This is a genomic window from Enterococcus sp. DIV0724b (assembly GCF_050531475.1).
In the GTDB taxonomy this organism is placed as follows: domain Bacteria; phylum Bacillota; class Bacilli; order Lactobacillales; family Enterococcaceae; genus Enterococcus_L; species Enterococcus_L haemoperoxidus.
In genome coordinates, this window is record NZ_CP172890.1 from 3,126,426 (window position 1) to 3,145,289 (window position 18,864).

18 protein-coding genes are annotated in these 18,864 nt (G+C 36.9%); 2 read left to right on the forward strand and 16 right to left on the reverse strand.

Annotation, left to right across the window (positions count from 1 at the left end):
- Positions 1 to 16: 16 nt before the first annotated feature.
- From IGJ02_RS14575 to IGJ02_RS14595, 5 genes are all read right to left on the reverse strand, one after another.
- Positions 17 to 1,450, reverse strand: a complete 1,434-nt coding sequence (locus IGJ02_RS14575; protein WP_430602493.1) for a cytosine permease — start codon at positions 1,448 to 1,450, stop codon at positions 17 to 19.
- A gap of 24 nt (positions 1,451 to 1,474) precedes the next feature.
- Positions 1,475 to 2,617: an ankyrin repeat domain-containing protein gene (locus tag IGJ02_RS14580; RefSeq protein ID WP_430602494.1), complete on the reverse strand. Its 1,143-nt coding sequence runs from the start codon at positions 2,615 to 2,617 to the stop codon at positions 1,475 to 1,477.
- A gap of 21 nt (positions 2,618 to 2,638) precedes the next feature.
- Positions 2,639 to 4,063, reverse strand: coding sequence for a DUF1116 domain-containing protein (locus IGJ02_RS14585; RefSeq protein ID WP_430602495.1), 1,425 nt, complete (start codon positions 4,061 to 4,063; stop codon positions 2,639 to 2,641).
- Positions 4,060 to 5,610 carry an acyl-CoA synthetase FdrA gene (gene fdrA / locus IGJ02_RS14590; protein WP_430602496.1) on the reverse strand — a complete coding sequence of 517 codons (1,551 nt, stop codon included), beginning with the start codon at positions 5,608 to 5,610 and terminating at the stop codon, positions 4,060 to 4,062. Before fdrA ends, IGJ02_RS14585 begins: the two co-directional genes overlap by 4 nt.
- A gap of 275 nt (positions 5,611 to 5,885) precedes the next feature.
- Positions 5,886 to 6,776, reverse strand: a complete 891-nt coding sequence (locus IGJ02_RS14595; RefSeq protein WP_010762463.1) for a DUF2877 domain-containing protein — start codon at positions 6,774 to 6,776, stop codon at positions 5,886 to 5,888.
- A 169-nt stretch (positions 6,777 to 6,945) separates the two neighbouring features.
- Between IGJ02_RS14595 and IGJ02_RS14600 the strand changes: the two genes are divergently transcribed.
- Complete coding sequence (locus tag IGJ02_RS14600; RefSeq protein ID WP_430602497.1) at positions 6,946 to 8,622, forward strand: PucR family transcriptional regulator; 1,677 nt, start codon at positions 6,946 to 6,948, stop codon at positions 8,620 to 8,622.
- Between the two features lie 170 nt (positions 8,623 to 8,792).
- Here the strand turns inward: IGJ02_RS14600 and IGJ02_RS14605 are convergent, their stop codons facing one another.
- From IGJ02_RS14605 to fabF, 3 genes are all read right to left on the reverse strand, one after another.
- Positions 8,793 to 9,512, reverse strand: coding sequence for a hypothetical protein (locus IGJ02_RS14605; RefSeq protein ID WP_010762461.1), 720 nt, complete (start codon positions 9,510 to 9,512; stop codon positions 8,793 to 8,795).
- A gap of 194 nt (positions 9,513 to 9,706) precedes the next feature.
- Positions 9,707 to 10,141: a 3-hydroxyacyl-ACP dehydratase FabZ gene (fabZ, locus tag IGJ02_RS14610; RefSeq protein WP_010762460.1), complete on the reverse strand. Its 435-nt coding sequence runs from the start codon at positions 10,139 to 10,141 to the stop codon at positions 9,707 to 9,709.
- Positions 10,142 to 10,143: 2 nt separating this feature from the next.
- Positions 10,144 to 11,382 carry a beta-ketoacyl-ACP synthase II gene (gene fabF, locus IGJ02_RS14615; protein ID WP_430602498.1) on the reverse strand — a complete coding sequence of 413 codons (1,239 nt, stop codon included), beginning with the start codon at positions 11,380 to 11,382 and terminating at the stop codon, positions 10,144 to 10,146.
- A gap of 303 nt (positions 11,383 to 11,685) precedes the next feature.
- On the opposite strand from fabF, the gene fabI reads away from it, so the two are divergent.
- Entirely contained in the window at positions 11,686 to 12,438 is a 753-nt protein-coding gene (gene fabI / locus IGJ02_RS14620; protein WP_430602499.1) for an enoyl-ACP reductase FabI, read from the forward strand.
- 68 nt (positions 12,439 to 12,506) lie between these two features.
- Here fabI and IGJ02_RS14625 read toward each other — a convergent pair whose 3' ends face one another.
- The 8 genes from IGJ02_RS14625 to IGJ02_RS14660 form a co-directional block, all read right to left on the reverse strand.
- Complete coding sequence (locus IGJ02_RS14625; RefSeq protein ID WP_430602500.1) at positions 12,507 to 13,601, reverse strand: acyltransferase family protein; 1,095 nt, start codon at positions 13,599 to 13,601, stop codon at positions 12,507 to 12,509.
- A 169-nt stretch (positions 13,602 to 13,770) separates the two neighbouring features.
- Entirely contained in the window at positions 13,771 to 13,926 is a 156-nt protein-coding gene (locus tag IGJ02_RS14630) for a hypothetical protein (protein ID WP_010762456.1), read from the reverse strand.
- Positions 13,923 to 14,510, reverse strand: a complete 588-nt coding sequence (locus IGJ02_RS14635) for a DUF1700 domain-containing protein (protein ID WP_010762455.1) — start codon at positions 14,508 to 14,510, stop codon at positions 13,923 to 13,925. The genes IGJ02_RS14630 and IGJ02_RS14635 overlap by 4 nt, the downstream gene beginning before the upstream one ends.
- Positions 14,503 to 14,820 carry a PadR family transcriptional regulator gene (locus IGJ02_RS14640; RefSeq protein ID WP_010762454.1) on the reverse strand — a complete coding sequence of 106 codons (318 nt, stop codon included), beginning with the start codon at positions 14,818 to 14,820 and terminating at the stop codon, positions 14,503 to 14,505. The genes IGJ02_RS14635 and IGJ02_RS14640 overlap by 8 nt, the downstream gene beginning before the upstream one ends.
- Positions 14,821 to 14,956: 136 nt before the next feature.
- Positions 14,957 to 15,772: a helix-turn-helix transcriptional regulator gene (locus IGJ02_RS14645; RefSeq protein ID WP_430602501.1), complete on the reverse strand. Its 816-nt coding sequence runs from the start codon at positions 15,770 to 15,772 to the stop codon at positions 14,957 to 14,959.
- A gap of 226 nt (positions 15,773 to 15,998) precedes the next feature.
- A complete protein-coding gene (locus tag IGJ02_RS14650; RefSeq protein WP_430602502.1) occupies positions 15,999 to 16,826 on the reverse strand; it encodes a GNAT family N-acetyltransferase in 828 nt (275 codons plus the stop codon).
- A 56-nt stretch (positions 16,827 to 16,882) separates the two neighbouring features.
- Positions 16,883 to 17,260 (reverse strand): FAD-dependent oxidoreductase, encoded by a 378-nt coding sequence (locus IGJ02_RS14655; protein ID WP_430604123.1) that lies wholly within the window; start codon positions 17,258 to 17,260, stop codon positions 16,883 to 16,885.
- A gap of 11 nt (positions 17,261 to 17,271) precedes the next feature.
- Positions 17,272 to 18,813: an ABC-F family ATP-binding cassette domain-containing protein gene (locus IGJ02_RS14660; RefSeq protein WP_430602503.1), complete on the reverse strand. Its 1,542-nt coding sequence runs from the start codon at positions 18,811 to 18,813 to the stop codon at positions 17,272 to 17,274.
- Positions 18,814 to 18,864 lie beyond the last annotated feature (51 nt).

Below are 18,864 nucleotides of genomic sequence, written 5' to 3' on the forward strand. Positions count from 1 at the left end.
ACTTGACTTCTTATAGTTAGTCTTTCACCACTTTGCTAAGAACACTATACACAACAAACGAAAAGATCAATCCTGAAAAGAAGGCAAAATCATTGATCGTTTTCAAAAACGGAATTGATTGTAAAAAGGCACCTGACATCGTAATTACAAAACTAGTCGCTAAAGTAATCATCGCCTTTTTGTTATAGCCTGATTTGAACTCTCCAAGATTACCATTTTCAACGTAAATGTTGTCCAAATTGAGTACTTGTTTATGCTCAATATAAAAACTCGCTAGCATAATTCCTGCAATTGGTCCAAACATCGATCCAATAAAACTATAAAAATAAAATAATGTCGATGCATTTTCTACTAATTTCCAAGGTAAAATCATCGTACCAATGATAGCTGTTAAAACACCTGCTTTTTTCACATCTAAAATTTTTGGAAATAAGGATGACATTTGCAAGCCTGCCGGGAATAAATTTCCAAAAACGACAAAGGCTAATGCACCCATATTCAAAGCTAGAATCAAAACAAAGACTGCAAAGGTGTTATCGATTTTATCAAAGGCATTGACAATGTTAAAAATCGGTTCTCCAAACGCGATTTGAGTGCCTGCAATCAACCCTACACATGTAATTGCAAACAAGATATAAGAAAGAATAAAGCCAAGTGGCAATCCAATGATCATTGATTTTGACGTTTTCGCTTTTTGAGTAAAGTCGCCGATATTAACGATTGGCCCTGCCCAATTTGAAACTAATGCACTCACACAGGCAATAAAAACAATTGGGCTAGTTGTTGCATTGGCAGGTGTATACGCTAAAATGGGACCAAAACCACCAGCAATTTGAATTGTCCACACAGCCGCACCTATAATAAACACATAAACAATCGGTGAAGACCAGTTACCGAATTTATCCAAAACTTTCGTTCCACCTAAGAATAGAGCAACAGTTACACACCAAACAATCAAATAGCTCAGCATCGTTGGAGCAGGCATTCCAAGAATCGTCATCCCACCGCCAATATTCATATAATTAGGAAAAATACGGCTGAATAAAACATCTAAAGACTGAGCACTTACCACACTCTGTGTTCCAAAGAAAACGACACCTGCAATCAACCCACGACATAGCGACGGAATGATTGCTCCTTTTACACCGAAAACCGAGCGTAACAACATCGGAAATGGCAACCCATATTTAGCGGATGCAATCCCGTTTAGTACATAGAAAATTGAGACGATCACAGCAGACAACATTACGGCGGCTAGCACTTGTTTCGTATTTAAACCTAATAAGAAAAAACCAGCTACAGTCATATAAGAAAGAATATTGTGAACTGCGCCCATCCATAAAGTGACATAGTTGAAGATTCCCCAATTTTTATCTGCCCCTGTTTTTGGCAATAATTCTGCTGAGTAGGTCGGTGCGTCCGTAATGACTTGTTTTTCTACTGATTCCATTGTCTTTTCCTCCAATACATTTCTTTAGTTTTTTACTAACTGAAGTGATTGTGCACGGTGTTCTGAAAATAATGGATTTTCTGGATTGAGTTGAATCGCTCGTTCCATGGCTTCGATGGCTTCTTGATGCCGATTCAAACTACGTAAACTGTTTGCTTTGTGAAAATAAAAATCAACTCGTCTAGGATAGTCTTTTAACAAATCAGCCATCAATTTGACAGCTTCTTCATGGCGACCTAACTCTCTTAAAAAATTAGATTTATGATAACGATAAAAGAAGCCCTGATCTGTTTTGATTGCTTGATCATAAATTTGCAATGCGCGGTCTATCTCTCCTATCATCCGATAACTATTTCCGATATAGAAAGCAAATTGCTCATCTTGTTCCAAGCCTTTTTTATAATAATCGATTGCTGTAGGATAGTCTTTTAAGCGTTGGTACGTATAGCCTAAATAATAAAGAACTTCTAAATTCGTTTGATCTTGTGCTTCTAATACGTTAAGGGCCTGATTCAGTTTTCCTTTTCTCAAATAGGTTCGTACCTCGTGAAAAATCAACTCTTCGACTTCTTGTTTTTCTACAATAGAGATTAATTTTTCATTAGCTGTTTCTTTCGCATAATCATGCGCATTTTTCCCAGTATCATCTATTTGAGCGATGTCCGCATGATGTTGAATTAATTCACGAATCACATCTTGATATAAGAAACCACCATCACCTAAAATAACAGCTTCTAACAACGCTGACCAGCTTAAACGATTAACATGATTAACAGGAACACCTGCTGCCAGACACAGCTGAACAGTTCTTAAATAACCTTTTTCGCTAGAGGGAAGCAAGGCTGTGCCGCCAAAACGATTGACAGAAGCTAAATCCGCGCGTCCTGATTGAATGATTGCACTAACGATGTCATCAAATCCATTAGCCGCCGCACAAATGAAAGGTGTAAGTAGTGTGTGGTCACGCTGATTTACATCTGCACCAAAAATCAGCAATTCTTTGACCATAGACAAATGATTAGATTGCACCGCTACCATCAACGGGGAACGTCCCCACTCATCAGTCACCGACACATCACAACCTTCGTTTAATAATTGCTGAACCTGTTCCGTTTGCTCTAATTTGATTGCTTGGAATAAGGTTTGATCTACTTTTGTTGTATCCATGATTTCTCTCCTTTCTACTTTTTATAGTTGTTCACTAAATGCAATAATGGCTTTTTCAAAAGCTTCCATCGGTGGGTGAGTGATGCCCGCTCCAATCATTCCGATTCCGGCTTCTTTATGAGCAATTGCTGTGTTGATGATTGGTAATGTATTGGTTTGGATGACTTTTAAACTATCGATCCCTGATGGAACACCCATGAAGTCTAATGTTGGGATCGTGATATTTGGATTTTCTGCGGTTGTGATTCCTTGCATTTCCGTAGAAAAACGTAGAGCATCTTCAATCGTCCCACCGACTAAAGCGACGATTGCCGGAGCGGCAGCCATTGCAAAGCCCCCTATTCCGTAAGTTTCAGTGATTGCACTATCTCCAATATCAAGTCCAGCATCTTCTGGCTTGTAACCTGCAAACATCGGACCGATAACTTTTTGAGAAGGTCCAACAAACCATGGATTCCCTTCAATACCGCTAATGTGAATACCAAATTCCGTGCCATTTCTCGCCATTGTTGTAACGACTGTACTATAGGGAATACCAACTGCTGAATCTAACGCTGCTTTACACATTGCCATCCAAGTTGGTCCTGAAAAATAATCACTGCTAGCAACAAAGTCAAATACTTCCTTCATTTCTTCGATAGAATGTTCTGTTTGAATAATATAAGGCGTCAACGCTTGAATCAGTAATGTCGTGCCAGCATTATTGCGATTGTGGCATTCATCTCCCATATGCAGCGCTTGAGCCAGCATATGTTTTAAATCGATACCATCAGTACATAATTTCATAGCGTCACGTAAAATTGGACCAAAAACATCCCGCATCCAAATCAAGCGTTCGATCACACTATCATCATTAGCACCCATCCGTAAAATTTTTGACATTTGTTCACTTAGATTGGTAAAAGCCACGTTGCCGTATGTTTTATTTTCCACGATATGCATATACATAGACGCTGAGGTTACGCCTGCCATTGAACCGACACATTGATGTTCGTGGCATGGTGAGAAAATGATTTCACCAGAAGCTGCAACTTGTTCCGCATCTTCTAAGTCTTTCGCTAAGCCTTCAAAGACCAATGCGCCTTTGACTGCACCTTTCATCGGACCATTCATTTTATCCCAAGTAATCGGTGGTCCCGCATGTAAAATCGTATTTTTAGTCATACCTGGTACAACATTGATAGCTTGATCGTAGCCACTCAGCGAAATTTGAGAAGAAATGATACGATGCACCGCTTCTTCATTTGCATTTTTGATTTTTTCTAAATTTTCAGGTGTTTCGATTTTCTCTAAAGCGGCTAAAATGTTGGCTTTGCCTCGTCCTGGAGGGGCCCAATTTAAATAAGTCGCTTTGACTTGTTGTTCGGCCAATTCTTCTTGAAATGATTCAATACCAAGATTGATAATAACAGGTTCTTCTTGAAATAATTCAGTGATTTTACTCATTTTTCTGCTCCTTTCACAACAAATTCTCTTGCTAGTAAGCCAGCATTTTGACTGCTACTGGCATATGTTGCACCAATTGAAGTCAATTTCTCGACTTGTTCATTGATGTTTTGTTTATCTGAATCTGTCCCTAAGACATAGCCGATGATTTCTAAATGTCTCCCTTTTGCTGCCGCTTGTTCTTTCGCTGCTTTCATTGCCGGAATCATCACACCGACTGGATCTGAATGAGCGCCATATCCTAGTACAAAATCCATTAGAATCACACCAACTGTAGGATCAGCTGCTTCTTCTGTAAAACGAGCAATTCGATTAGATGGATCAATCATTGGGTGGGGTTTGCCATTGGTAAATTCATCTGCACCAAAATCAATAAATGTGTGTACTTTACTCCTATCACCAAAGTGCAAAAGATATTCTTGATCCGTTGCGATATTGCTATATACATCAGAAAAACGTTCTTTTGCAGTAAACATCGCTTCATCACAGAGCGTTCCCCCTGTGAATAACCCACGAATGTATTTTTGTTCTGAATTCAATTTCCCTCGAACTTCCTCGATCAAAGGTAAATTCAACGGATGAACATCCAAACTATTTTGATCGATTCCTGCTAAAGTAACAGCTCTTAAAGCTGCGGATTTAGACATTTTTTCAAAGTAAATACCTTCTTCATTTTCTCGTGTTTCACTACCAATAAACCAAATAACAACAGGTTTATCCGCTATTCTAGCTCTAGCAAGGATTTTTTCTTCCACCACTTTTGCTGGCGGTTTAGAAATCAGCACGATCACTTTTGTATCTTCATCTGCATCCATTGCATCAATCGCATCCAACATCATTTTTCCACCAACCGCTTCACTGAGGTCTCGTCCACCAATCCCAATCAATTGAGAAATCCCTTCACCAAATTCATGGATTCGAACACTGATTTCTTGACTTCCTGTGCCAGAAGCTCCAACAATCCCTATGCTCCCTTTTCGGACATTGTTCGCAAAACATAAGCCAACGTTGTTGATAATTGCCGTTCCACAATCCGGACCCATCATTAATAAACCTTTTTCATGAGCTAGATCTTTTAATTCGATTTCTTCCTCTACACTCACGTTGTCGCTAAACATCATCACATGTAGATCATTGTTCAACGCTTTTCTAGCTTCACGAGCAGCATATTGACCGTTGACGGAAATTACGGCTATATTCGCTTCTGGAATAGCCTTTTTCGCCGTTTCAATCGTAGTAAAGCTTTCGGTCGTTTGATTAGCAGTCTTTTCTTTTTTTTCAGTCATCAACGTTTCGATTTTTTGAATCAAGTCAGCTGATTCCTGTTCGTCTTTAGCCTCTAAAGCGATAATTAAATCACTCGTTTGAGCTTGAGCAATTTCATCTGTAAATAAACCAACATTTTTCATCACTTCTTTATTCATTTCGGTTGCCATCGCAATAATTGCTTGATCGACTCCAGCTAACTGATTAGCTTTTGTTGATAGTGCCATCAAAGAGACAGAGTCAATATACGTATTGGGTTGAATTTTAATACTGATTGCCATTTGCGTTCCTCCTTAATATAAAAGCATAGCGGGCTCGTTTAGTCTCGAATGAAAAATAGGAACTAATAACTGAAGTGTTTTTTGCCTCATTTATTAGTTATCTTTTTTTCGAGAGACTAGCCTGCATTGCTAGATAAACTAAAAGCATAGCGGGCTCGTTTAGTCTCGAATGAAAAATAGAAACTAATAACTGAGGTGTTTTTTGCCTCATTTATTAGTTATCTTTTTTCCGAGAGACTAGCCTGCATTGCTAGATAACATTCAATAAAAACAGTTCACTTTACACTTTCCAACGTCAGTTTAATTCCTGCCAACATGCCTGCCAATATATCACCACCAGATGTTGAGCCGATTGCCAATACTGCAAACATTTTCTCTTTCAAAACTGCCTCGCTTTCGCCATAAAATAACTCCTTCAAGAAACAACCGATCCGTTCTCTAGCTATCCCTTTGATCGCCCAATCTAATGTGGAAAAACTGATAATATTCGTTCGTTTTTTCAACTCATTTCGGCTATTGAACAACCATTGTTTGAATGAATGGTACGGATAATTAACGGTGGTAAAAATGAGTGCTAATCCAACTAAGAAATCATCACCTGAAGGAGTCAAACCCGGACCTAATCCAATCACCCGATTTAATTGTCTCATCGCTTGAAACAGCTGCTTCTCCTTCAAGTACACCAATAATTGTTCTGATTCTTGCCAAAGCATCACGTGTATTGTTTTTTCGTATGTTGTTGCTTGTGTCTTGTTTAATAAATAGCCACCGGTATTTTCCAATTGGATTAACCATTGATTCAGTTGGGCTAATCGTTTTTCGATCCTTGAATACTCAGACTTCTTTGGAAATTCAATTTCCGGATAATACCACTCACTCGCACTTTGACTCTCAATTGCTGCTGTTTCCCCAATCATTAATAGTCCTTTTTGGGAATAAACTGGGGTTTTTATACGTATTTGAGGCCGATTGTAAAAAAAGTCAGTTACTCTCAATGTATTGGGCGCATTGTCCAATTCCTCTGCCGCTATGGTGTACAGTTCTCCTGAATCACAAATTATATTTATTGTTCGATTAAACGTACTATGCACTGCTCCTTTCCATGACTGATTTTGAATCTCAGATATGAAATTTCGAGTTCCTGACAGGGATTGATACGTACGCATCTTATTCACTTCCTCAATCGTTTATCTTCTTTACACTACTCAATTTACACTAAGTAAGCCTTTTCATATACAGATAGAGTAGCCGAATATTTTCTTTCTCAGTTGTACACTTTAACCAATTATCGTATAGTTAAGAAAACAAGATCACAAACTAGAAAGATGGTGTATCATGCTAACAGTCAAAAACTTCCTGCAACTTGCTCCTTTCAAATCGTTTCAACTCGTCGCTGGTTCAAAAGGGCTTGAAAATAAGATCACCGGTGTAAATATTTTAGATAATCCTGACGCTTCAGACTGGTTGTCAGCTGGAGAACTACTGATTACTTCTGGGTATTTTTTCAGTGAAAATGCCGAAATCCAAAAACGCTTTATTCAACGTTTTAAAGAAATCAATTGTTCTGCAATTTGTATCAAACCACATATTTACTTAAAAGGGATTCCTGAATCTATGAGGAATTTAGCTGATGAACTCTCTCTTCCTATTATTGAAATTCCTTATGGGATCGCATTTTCAAAAATAATGAATACTGTCATGGCAGAAATTTCTGGACGGATGAATGAGCTGAACCAAGCTTCTTTAGATATCCATTCACAATTTTTTGAAATCTCGCTCCATGGTGGTGGCATGAGCAAAATTGCTTTGGGATTAGCAGAAATGGTCAATAATCCTGTTGTCTTAGTTGATACAGACTGGACGGTATTAGCTGTCAGTGATTATAAACAACCGCTGATCCAAGGGTCTATCAAAAAGTCCGATGATACATGTCCATTCCCTATTCAAATTTTTACTGATTTACCAACAAATTTTGAGCGTATTCAAAAGCCGATCACTCGAGGTATTCTATTGGATGAACAAGAATACCCTTGCGTGATCATGCCTGTTTACTTTGATACGATTCATTACGGCTTCATTTTGGTTTATCAAATAGAACGACCATTAACCGACCTTGATTATGTTGCTTTAGAAAATGGTTCGATGGCATTTGCATTAGAGCAAATGCGGATTTTTGAAATTGAACGGACGGAAAATCGGATTCGTCGTGATTTCTTCGATCAATTATTAACAGGTCAAATCAAAAATCTAGAGGCTTTAGCTGCTTATGATACAACGATTGACCCAAGCTTAAACTATACAGTTTTGATTTTTTCGATACAAACATTCGGTCACGAATCGGATTCTTTGATGAAAAAGAAGCAGTCAGAAGATCGACTAATGAAAAGCTTATTATCATCACTAACAACCTACACAGCCACCCGTTTTCCACAGCTTCACTTGTTTAGCCGTAAAAATCAGTTAGTTATGCTGTTAGGCACCGATCCAAAATTAAGTACATTAAAAACTCATAATGAAATTTCTGATACTGCTGAACGAATCCGTATGTATTTGGAACAACAGGGTCACTCTGAACGGGAAATATTTTGTACGATTGGTTCAACGTTGCCGATCCTTGAATTATCTCAAAGTTTTGATGAAGCAAAAAAAGTCATCCAATTGCTTGAGGATGACTTAAGAGAAGAGAAAATCTATTTTTTTAATGACTTTTACTTTGATTCCTTTTTAGTTGATTCGATTTCAAAGGAACAGGGAAAAAAATTCTACACACACTATTTAGATACCCTATTGACCTATGATCGAGAGAATAACACAAGTTTCACTCCAACATTAAAGGCTTATTTAGCGCATCATTTGAATATCGCAACAACTTCAAGAGGGTTGTTTATCCATCGAAATACGTTACTTTATCGAATTGACAAAATCAAAGGGCTACTGCCAGTTGATCTAGATCAAGAAAAAAATACCTTTGCACTGCAATTGGCGTTAAAATTGTATGAGTTGTACCATTAGTCACTTTAGCCGTGTTTCAATTTTTACGCTGCTAAAAGTAAAACAGAAATAAAATTTCTATGGCTCCAATATTGCACAAAAAAACTGAGACAATAAATAACACTTTAGTCGTCATTTATTGTCTCAGTTAGATTACTATTTTTATAATCGGACCTATCTTTTATTTTTGATCAATACTCACCTAATTTAGCATGATCGCCAATTAAAAATGGTTTATCTGAACTTAGATTATTATGGGAATATTCAGGATTCCATTCGGTAAAATCAAAGTTTAAGTAGTGATCTTTAGGATCAAACTTCATCCCACTTCCTACATTAAAATATTGTTCTTGCATATATAAGTAGGCACGTTCAAGACCACCATCAACGTAATGATTTACTGTTAACTGAGTGAGCACACTCTTACGTTTCGGATCATTTTCATCTAAACGAAATGAGGGTGTCTCTATTTCAGCAACGTAGTAATAATTTATCGTCCTATTTTTTGATTCTCTGCGTATTCTAAATGGTTCATCTGATGCTAAATCATTATGAGAATAATCAGGATCCCATTCAGTAAAATCAAAATTTAAGTAATGGTCCTTAGGGTTAAATACAAAATCGTTCCCTATATCAAAATATTGCTCCTGCTTAAATAGATAAAAATCACCATCATTTGAAGCCGGATCTACATAATGATTGACAGTTAACGGGGCAAGGCTTTGTTTCCTACCTTCCAAGTTAAATGATGGTCTCTCAGTCTCAGCTTGATAATAATAATCAATCACAGCGTTTGTGTTCGTCACTGGTGTTGTATCTGAAGCCTGTACCGCGTTTTTTACCGAATAGGAAATACCAACAACTAACACCACTGTACTTAACAACACACCCATAATAGTTTTCTTTTTCATAAAATTCCTCCTTTTTTAATAGTGTATCATATGTAATAGCTACTTAGTCACTCAATTTAAGCAAAAAAAAATTCGATTTTTAAGATTAAATCTACTGTATAATAAAAATATACTCCAAAATTTGATAGCCATTATCAAACAAAAAAAAGCCGAAAAAGGGCTTCCCTTTACGGCTTTTCGTCTTTTACTCTCTATTATCTACCTACAATAAATGTCAATTCGCATTCACAAACTTTTTTATCTTCAACAAAAGCTGTAGCTTTCCCGATTCCTACATAATCTCTGATTTTCACGATTTCAAAATGTAGTTTCAACACATCACCAGGCACTACTTTTTGACGAAATTTTGCTTTATTAATTCCACCAATATAAGCTGTTTCACCTTTAAATTGATCCATTTTCAAAATTAAAATCGATCCAACTTGTGCTAGTGCTTCAATAATCAAAACACCTGGCATTGTTGGGTTTCCAGGGAAATGTCCTTGGAAGAATTCTTCGTTGATCGTTACGTTTTTTGTCGCAATAATTTTTTTGTCCGTGATGATTTCATCCACATAGTCGATAAAGCAAATTGGGTAACGGTTTGGAATCATTTCCATAATTTCTGTTGCATTCATTAATCTTGTCATTGTTAGTTTTCCTCCCATTTTTTCATACAAATAACGCCATTATGACCGCCAAAGCCAAACGAATTGCTGATCGCATATTCTGCTTGTACGGGGCGTGAGCCATCTGTTACATAATCTAAATCACATTCTGGATCAGCTACTTCATAGCCTACTGTTGGATGTGCAACACCTTCTTGTAACGTTTTCACACAAGCAATTGCTTCAATTCCTCCAGCGGCTCCCAAAAGGTGACCTGTCATACTTTTTGTGCTTGAAACTGGAATATCATAGGCACGTTCGCCAAACACTCGTTTCAATGCAGCTGTTTCTGCGGCATCGTTGGCTGGTGTTGACGTACCATGAGCATTGACATACCCTACAGCAGAAGCATCAATTGCCGCTTCTGCTAAAGCTAATTCGATAGCATCTGCCGCACCACTACCGTCTTTCAACGGTGCTGTCATATGACTAGCATCACAATTACTACCGTAACCTACGATTTCACCTAGAATCGTTGCACCGCGTTTTTGCGCGTGCTCTAATTCTTCTAACATCAACATGCCAGCACCTTCACCCATTACAAAACCATGTCTTTCTTTATCAAACGGAATCGATGCTCTTGTTGGATCTTCTGTCGTATTCAACGCACTCAAAGCGGCAAAACCAGCAATACCGATTTCACAAATCGTCGCTTCTGTCCCACCTGTGATCATCATATCAGCTAAACCGTATTTGATTGTACGGAATGCCTCACCGATAGCATTCGTCGCTGAAGCACAGGCTGTCACGATTGTTTGAGAGGGGCCTTTTGCTCCTAATTTGATTGAAATATTTCCTGAAGCCATGTTTGCGATCACCATTGGTACAAAGAAAGGTGTTACTCGTTTAGCTCCTTTTTTATCCATGACTCTGACTTGATCTTGTAACGTTGTCATACCGCCGATCCCACTACCGACAATTACACCAAAACGCTTGGGATCGATTGTATCTTGCGTTAAACCACTCATATTCCACGCTTCCATCGCAGCGACTACCCCATACTGAGAAAATAAATCCATCCGCTTTTGTTCTTTACGATCAAGAACTTCACTTGGGTCAAAGTCTTTCACTTCGCCTGCAAGTGCCACACCTGTATCTTCAGAATCAAATTTAGTAATTTTAGCGATTCCTAATTTTCCATTGACTAGATTTTGCCAATACTCTTTCACAGTATTTCCTAAAGGAGTCACTGCTCCCATTCCTGTTATTACAACTCGTTTCATCGTGCACCTCCACTATTGTTTTGACTATCAAATTAAAAAGAACTTGCTTAAACACCACTTTTTTGTTTAAATTTAAGTAAAATAGTTTGACTTTCAAAGTATTTTAGTTAATAATTCAGACATCCGATAAAATGTCTGTACGGGTGTTGCTTATTCATTAGAGAATTTTTTTATCATTCTCAACACAGATAATACCAGTTGCAATTTTATCCGTCAACTTAAATAAAATCAGATATTTAGATTTTGTTAAGATGTGAGACCTTTTTCACACACTAAAAATAATTTTAAAAGGGGAAAAACCATATGTTTCTAAAAAATAAAAAAGTCGTCGTGATGGGCGTAGCAAACAAAAGAAGTATCGCTTGGGGATGTGCCAAAGCATTAAAAGAACAAGGTGCTGATATTATTTACACATACCAAAATGAGCGTATGAAAAAACAAGTGTTAAAATTAGCTGAACCAACAGATTTACTTGTTGAATGCGATGTTGCCTCTGATGAGTCGATTGCTAAAGCTTTCCAAACGATTCAAGAAAAATATGACAAAATCGATGGTTTAGTGCATGCTATTGCCTTCGCTAACAAAGAAGAGTTAGATGGAAATGTTAGTGATATCAGCCGTTCAGGTTTTTTATTGGCTCAAGATATCAGCAGCTACTCACTTTTAGCTGTTGCACATCACGCTAAGCCAATGCTAAATCCAGGGTCAGGAATTGTCACAATGACCTATCTTGGTTCTGAAAGAGCCATTCCGAACTACAACATGATGGGAATCGCTAAAGCGTCGCTAGAAACAGCCGTAAAATACTTAGCTTATGAATTTGCAGCTGATAAAATCCGTGTGAATGGAATTTCCGCTGGAGCTATCAAAACACTTGCAGTGACTGGCGTGAAAGATTACGATCAATTGATCAAAATTTCAGAAGGTCGTACGCCAGACAAAGCAGGTGTTACAATCGAAGAAGTTGGAAATACCTGTGCGTTCTTAGTGAGCGAACTCGCTGCTGGTATTGTCGGCGATATTATTTACGTGGATAAAGGCGTTCACCTTACTTAAAAAAAATGAAGCTGGGAGAAGGTAAAAAATCTACTCCCAGCCTCACTTTTTCATTTCATCATCGAGTATTAAATAAGATTTTGGATATAGCGACTATTTACTTTTAGCATAAGTTGTAAATCAAAATAGTAGCAAGGTAATTGCTCAGTCACCGTGATTATTAGTGAGCTTAATAGATGCGTAGCCAGTAACGTCACGATCAGCTGTAGCCAACTATTGGCAAAAAATTCATAACTATGCACTAAATTAGCTGCCCACAAAATACATAATGGATGGACAAAAAAATAATATTTACCTAACTCTCGCAACCGTTTTACATTGATTTTCTTCTCCACCTTCACAAATAAACTCCAGCTAAAAAGGCAACCAGTGAAAGGAACGAGCATCCACATAAAATTCTTATCGATTCCAACGTTTGAGTAAACAATAATTCCTTCGCCTACTAAAAAGATTCCCATCAGGACTAAAAGCCCGCCTAAGTATCTTTGGTAGTTCACGATCTTTTCATGATAATCCCATAAGAAGAAGCCAATCACCACAAAGATCAATGCAAAAAACAAGCCGTTACGAGTTGTGACAAATACTCCCATATACTGATCAAAAAAGACTTTCAACTGTTCATTTCCAATATAAGCATAATAGGTTTCCAACGAACCAAACGCATACATAAGTAGAGCTAAACTAAACAAAACCACATAGCCAGTTTTTTTGAGCAGCCACTGGACACAAATGATTCCGAAAATTGCAGCTGGAATGTACCAAAGATGATAATAAGTTCCTGTATAAAATAATCCGGCTACCAAAGCGACTGGATATAGCATAGGGCTAAGAGAATAATTTTGCTGAATCCACGTAAACCCAACCGGCAAATAAATCAGACTCCAAAACAAATAAGATTTCGCCAATGACTTAATATACTGTTTTATGTAATCAGATGATTGATTCTGTCCTCTTTTAACAAAGTAACTAGTTGAAATCAAAAAATAAGGAACCGCAACCCGGCACAAAACATTTTTAAATAAGTGACCGATTGCCGGATCTTGAAAAACACTTTCACAATGAAAACAAATAACTAAAATTGCTGCCGCATATTTAACTAAATCGATCCCTTTAGTACTCAGCTGCTTTTCTTTCGCTAATCTGTCGATACTTTTCACCCCCATACCAATCATGACTTCCTAACACCTTTTCTTAGTTTTTATTATAACAAAGCCTATTTTAAAATTTATCGGTACTGAGGCTGATTTTTGTATCGCTATTTTAGAAATAACTCTTACTTATATAAAAATAGAAACATCGCCAGGAATTCCCCTAGAAAATGCTTCTATCCTTTTAATTGAACCGAACTGTTCGATACCAAGATATTGGTGCTTCTTCGTGATACTTATCCATTTGCCATCCTGCCATTGTGAAGCCCACTAATGTAATGATCAAACCGATTACAGTCAATCCAATCCCCAGCCGAAATATGTTTTTTTTATTCATCATAATAACAACTCCTTAACCCGAATCAGACGGAAAACTTTATTTGAAAAGCTTCTTGAAATTTTGATGAAATAGTTTGCCATCAAAATCGTTAACAGCCCGCTCAGTATGGCTAATCCCAATACTAAAACGCCAACACCTAACTGCGTGACTGCAATATAAATACCATCTTGTAGTGCAAAAAAACTAGCAAACATACTAAAAACGGACGCAATCAACCCGGCCACTGCAAACACTCCAGTCGAAAAAGGAAGACACCATATAACCACATAAGCAGATGCAACAAGCGCAATTACAGCGATTAAAAGACTACCCCATAAAGGAAAGCCAAGAACGAGCAACAGCACAAGTAACGGGCTGAGCGTTTTTTTCGGCGTAATATTTCCTTCTTCAAATGCCTCTTCCAAAATTTTACTAGCTATGACCGATGGCTTCCCTAGTTTTTTTACAGCTTGTGCTTCACTTGCACCATCTTCTATATAATCTTCGATCAGTTCATCATAATAGCGGATAAATTGTTCTTTTTCCGCTTCGTCCAAACGAATCAACCCTTCTTTTAATTGGTACAAAAACGATTGTTTATTCATCTTTCTCCCCCATTTCAATAAAGTGATATACTTTCATTACTTCGTCCCATTCTTGGATAAACTCTTTGATCTTATCTCTACCGGTATCTGTGATTCGATAATATTTTCTTAAGCGACTATTATGTTCCATTGAATATGTTTCTAATTCTTCCTTTGTTTCTAACCGTTTTAAGATTGGATATAATGTTGATTCTGACATTGTTATCACATCTGATAAATCTTTGATGATTTGATAACCGTAGGAATCAGATTTCTTTAAAATGGCTAAAATACAATATTCCAGCAAGCCTTTTTTTAATTGTGAATCCATAATATACCTCCTGTTACACATTACTATACAATACATAGTATAACGCGTCAAGAAGTATTTTTAAACAAAAAAAACGATTAGGAGATAACTCTTCGAGTCTTCTCCTAATCGCACAATAAGCACTATAGAAATCTTTTTATCCGTTCACTTTTCCATAAAACAATGGAATATTTTCCGCCTGATCACGAATTGCTTCAACAGCCTCATCTTCATTTTCTAGATTTAACGCTTTTTGGAATGCTTTATCTATATTGATCTGCACTGAAGAAAATATCTCGTGGTGCCAAAACGCATATGCAACTTTTAAAGATTCTCCCCACAAGTAATAGTTTTGCTCTTTCGTTATAATATCGATCAACGTCACGTAATTCCCGCCAACATTCCGAAAATATTTACCAAATTGCAGATTTATTTCCACTATATCATGTAGCGAAAATGTAGCTATTGGATGTTCTAGTGGGATATTTACAGCAAATTTGAACTTTCCTATCTGATCGATTGAGACCGTTTCACCCTTAAAACAACATAAGCAATTTGCATACCCCATCAATTTTGAAAACGTGGCTTGAGGAAAAATATCATCTTCAATTTTTATAAATGTATTCACTCGTTTTCCCTCTGAAAATAGCAGTTTGATGTCTGGTGCATAGGCGCTATAGAAAACCGTACTATTTATTTCTTCTTTCTTTTGATCCATGTGACTTTGCCTTCTTTCTTTTCCATCGAACAGTCCTCTAAAGAAACCAGGCTTTTTACGTCCTAATAAAACATCCACACTAATCTTGAAGTACTCAGAAAGCCTCACAACGTTTTCCAAATCCGGAAGACTTTTCCCCAGCTCCCATTTAGAAATCGTTTGACGTGAAATGTTCAAATAGTCTGCTAAATCCTGTTGCGAGATTTGTTGTTCTTGACGGAACTTTTTAATTTGTTTGCCAATTTCTACAGTCACTATAAGCCACTCCTTTTCTAACGTCTATCCTTTTTAACGCATAAATACGTTGCATTATTTAATTATACAATAAAGACTACTGCAACGGTACGTTGCTTATTGATTTAATGCTATTTAGTAACGTTTCTATAAAAAGAGCAAGCAAAAAAACGCTGCTACAATCATTTGGATAAACGAATGCAACAGCCCTTTTTTTTTCATTCAAAATAGATAGTTTGTTCCTTCTTTAGCATTTTTTTGCTAACTGAAATTGTGTGAGCTGTAATGCAACACCTATTTTTTCAAGCTCAGCATAAACAGGCATTTCCATATCAAAATTAGCTAATTTGACGGTGTCACAATGTTCTTGTTCTTTTAATGTGAGCAGCATATCCAATATTAATGATCGATCTTCAATCTTTAGCAAATGTAATTGTTTGATGATTAACACTTTTTCATCAGATTCTTCAGCTAAATTGAAACTAATTGAACCAATTTTCGATTTTTCTTGATAGAATTCATAGTTTCTATCTGAAAAAACAGAGCGATTTTGCCAAGGTGTCCATTGCTTCTCGATTCCTGCAACTTCTTTAGAAGAAACTGATTTAAAATGAAATTCGTTTTTTTCGCTACTTACGGTCGGAAACATAATTTCGCCTACTGCCAGCTCGTTTACACGTTGAAACCCTTTTGCTTCGTATAATTGCTTGGCACGCTCGTTCGTTGCAATCACTTCAAGAATCAGATGATCACATTGATTTTCTATTGCTAAACTTTCTGCGTAATCGATCAATTTAGATGCAACTTTACTTCTGCGATAGTTAGGAACTACAGCCATACCGCCAACCCACATCACTTTTGTTTCTTGAAACGTTTGGATCCCTAATAAAATGATACCAGCAAATTCTTCATCAACAGAAAATACAGCTGAGAGTTTTTTTGAAAGGTTAAATGATTGAATTCTTCGCTCTAAGGCCTCTTGATCGACATGAATTGGTAATAGATAATCACTAAAACCTTGATTCCAGGTTTCTACAACTTGTTGAAACGGGACTTCTTCTATCGGTATAAACATAATTGTTCTCCTTTTATTTACTTTATTTCTTTAACTATAAACGATTTTAAAAATATTCATAGTTTTTCGGGAACAATCATATTATCAATGTCGAGAAAGGTCTCAAAACCTTCTTGGCTACAGAGACATACTTGATTTTCCAAAACCTTGCTCACAGAAGTCTCTAAAAAAATGGTCACAACCAAATACTCTATTTTTTTCAAAAGCTCTACTCTTTTCGGAGTGTCTAGACAATCTAAAAGTAACTCATCTGTTTTTTCAACAAGCGTGATTTCTTTCCCTTGCTCAGCTAACTCAATCGCGATCATGCATTCTAAAACACCACTGCCAACAATCAAAATCCGTTCAGCCAACTGACTTTCTAAAACTTCTTGTGCTTGTCCTACTGACGGAAGCTGATACATATGGGCGTTATTAATACTTGTCAATCCCATCACCAATCGCCTCACTGTCTAATAAAATGTTTATCCGCAACGGTGTAAACGTGATCGGCAACTGGTAAGTAAAATTCCTCATCGTTTGATATTAATAAAACACTTCCTCTAAACGCTTTTAAAGCATCTTGCAGCGCTTTTCTTGAGTCGACATCTAAATGATTGGTCGGCTCATCTAAGATCAGAAAATTGCTTGGCTGCATCGTTAAATCACACAATTTCACTTTCGATTGTTCGCCACCGCTCAACATATAAAGATTTTTTGAAGCAATTTCACGTTTCAAACCACATTTTGCCAATTCACGACGAACATCTTCATAGGTAAGCTTCGTGTATTTATTGGCTAACGCTTCGATTGGTGTCCATTCAGTATTTTCCCATTCGATTTCTTGTGAATGATAGCCAATAACGACTTGAGGTGAAAATTGAGCTTTTCCAGAAATCGCTGGTATGGCTGACAGAAGGGTCTTCACTAATGTAGATTTCCCGACACCATCAGCACCAGTGATCACTATTTTTTCACCTTTTTTTATTTGTAAATCACGTACGATAATCAAAGACTCTTTGTAACCTACCGTTAGTTCATCGATTGTCATAACATTGGGTGAACTTTGGGGCATTAATTTAAAGGAGAAATTCGATTTGATTTTCTTTTCTGGTTCTTTCAGTCGATCCATCTTTTCCAAATGCTTTCTTCTTCCTTGAGCCATTTTCGTTTTAATACCAGCGATATTTTTTTGAATAAAGGCTTCGGTTTCTTTAATTTTTCTTTGTTGGGCGTCAAATTGACTTTGGTAAGCCTCTGATAAATGTGCTTTTTGTTTTAAGAAATCTGTGTAATTACTATGGTATTTTTTGATGGAACCAAAATCAATATCACAGATACAGGTTGCAATATTGCTCAAAAAGTTTGTGTCATGGGATACTATAATAAAGGCATTTTCAAAAGCATTTAAATAATCTGTCAACCATTCAATATGTTCTTGATCTAAATAGTTCGTTGGTTCATCTAAGATCAGAACAGAAGGTTTTTCCAACAATAATTTCGCTAGAATCACTTTTATTTGATCGCCACGGCTTAAAGAACTCAATGTCTGATCCGCATCGTTGATTCCTAGCCCTGTGATCGCTTTATTGATATCATTTTCTACTTGATAAAATCCTTTGATTTCTAATTGCTCCTGATAGGTTGCCGCTCTCGTCAATAATTGATCGTCACCTGACTCACCATATTTTTCATATAGTTTCAGCATCTCTTTTTCTGTGTTAAATAATTCTTGATACGCCAACGTTAAAAATTCGTTGATCGTAAGCGATTGGTCCATATCGATGTACTGATCTAAATAACCTAAAGTCGCTGCAGGATTCCAAGTAATCACGCCTTCATCAGGTAATACGTCTCCTAAAAGCATCTTCAACAAGGTACTTTTCCCTGCACCATTTTTCCCAACAATCCCCATATGTTCATTACTTCTTAAGGTAAATGAGCTATTTTCATAAAGCTGTTTATCTGGTACTGCATAGGTTAAATCTTTGACTTGTAATAATTCCATTTTCGTTTCCTCTTTCATGTGGTTTCTTAGATTTTTACTAAAGAACATACA

Excerpts from the sequence above, each read along its gene's own strand:
- IGJ02_RS14575 (WP_430602493.1), bottom strand. The coding sequence starts at position 1,450 with ATGGAATCAGTAGAAAAACAAGTCATTACGGACGCACCGACCTACTCA.
- IGJ02_RS14580 (WP_430602494.1), bottom strand. The coding sequence starts at position 2,617 with ATGGATACAACAAAAGTAGATCAAACCTTATTCCAAGCAATCAAATTA.
- IGJ02_RS14585 (WP_430602495.1), bottom strand. The coding sequence starts at position 4,063 with ATGAGTAAAATCACTGAATTATTTCAAGAAGAACCTGTTATTATCAAT.
- fdrA (WP_430602496.1), bottom strand. The coding sequence starts at position 5,610 with ATGGCAATCAGTATTAAAATTCAACCCAATACGTATATTGACTCTGTC.
- IGJ02_RS14595 (WP_010762463.1), bottom strand. The coding sequence starts at position 6,776 with ATGCGTACGTATCAATCCCTGTCAGGAACTCGAAATTTCATATCTGAG.
- IGJ02_RS14600 (WP_430602497.1), top strand. The coding sequence starts at position 6,946 with ATGCTAACAGTCAAAAACTTCCTGCAACTTGCTCCTTTCAAATCGTTT.
- IGJ02_RS14605 (WP_010762461.1), bottom strand. The coding sequence starts at position 9,512 with ATGAAAAAGAAAACTATTATGGGTGTGTTGTTAAGTACAGTGGTGTTA.
- fabZ (WP_010762460.1), bottom strand. The coding sequence starts at position 10,141 with ATGACAAGATTAATGAATGCAACAGAAATTATGGAAATGATTCCAAAC.
- fabF (WP_430602498.1), bottom strand. The coding sequence starts at position 11,382 with ATGAAACGAGTTGTAATAACAGGAATGGGAGCAGTGACTCCTTTAGGA.
- fabI (WP_430602499.1), top strand. The coding sequence starts at position 11,686 with ATGTTTCTAAAAAATAAAAAAGTCGTCGTGATGGGCGTAGCAAACAAA.
- IGJ02_RS14625 (WP_430602500.1), bottom strand. The coding sequence starts at position 13,601 with ATGGGGGTGAAAAGTATCGACAGATTAGCGAAAGAAAAGCAGCTGAGT.
- IGJ02_RS14630 (WP_010762456.1), bottom strand. The coding sequence starts at position 13,926 with ATGATGAATAAAAAAAACATATTTCGGCTGGGGATTGGATTGACTGTA.
- IGJ02_RS14635 (WP_010762455.1), bottom strand. The coding sequence starts at position 14,510 with ATGAATAAACAATCGTTTTTGTACCAATTAAAAGAAGGGTTGATTCGT.
- IGJ02_RS14640 (WP_010762454.1), bottom strand. The coding sequence starts at position 14,820 with ATGGATTCACAATTAAAAAAAGGCTTGCTGGAATATTGTATTTTAGCC.
- IGJ02_RS14650 (WP_430602502.1), bottom strand. The coding sequence starts at position 16,826 with ATGTTTATACCGATAGAAGAAGTCCCGTTTCAACAAGTTGTAGAAACC.
- IGJ02_RS14655 (WP_430604123.1), bottom strand. The coding sequence starts at position 17,260 with ATGGGATTGACAAGTATTAATAACGCCCATATGTATCAGCTTCCGTCA.
- IGJ02_RS14660 (WP_430602503.1), bottom strand. The coding sequence starts at position 18,813 with ATGGAATTATTACAAGTCAAAGATTTAACCTATGCAGTACCAGATAAA.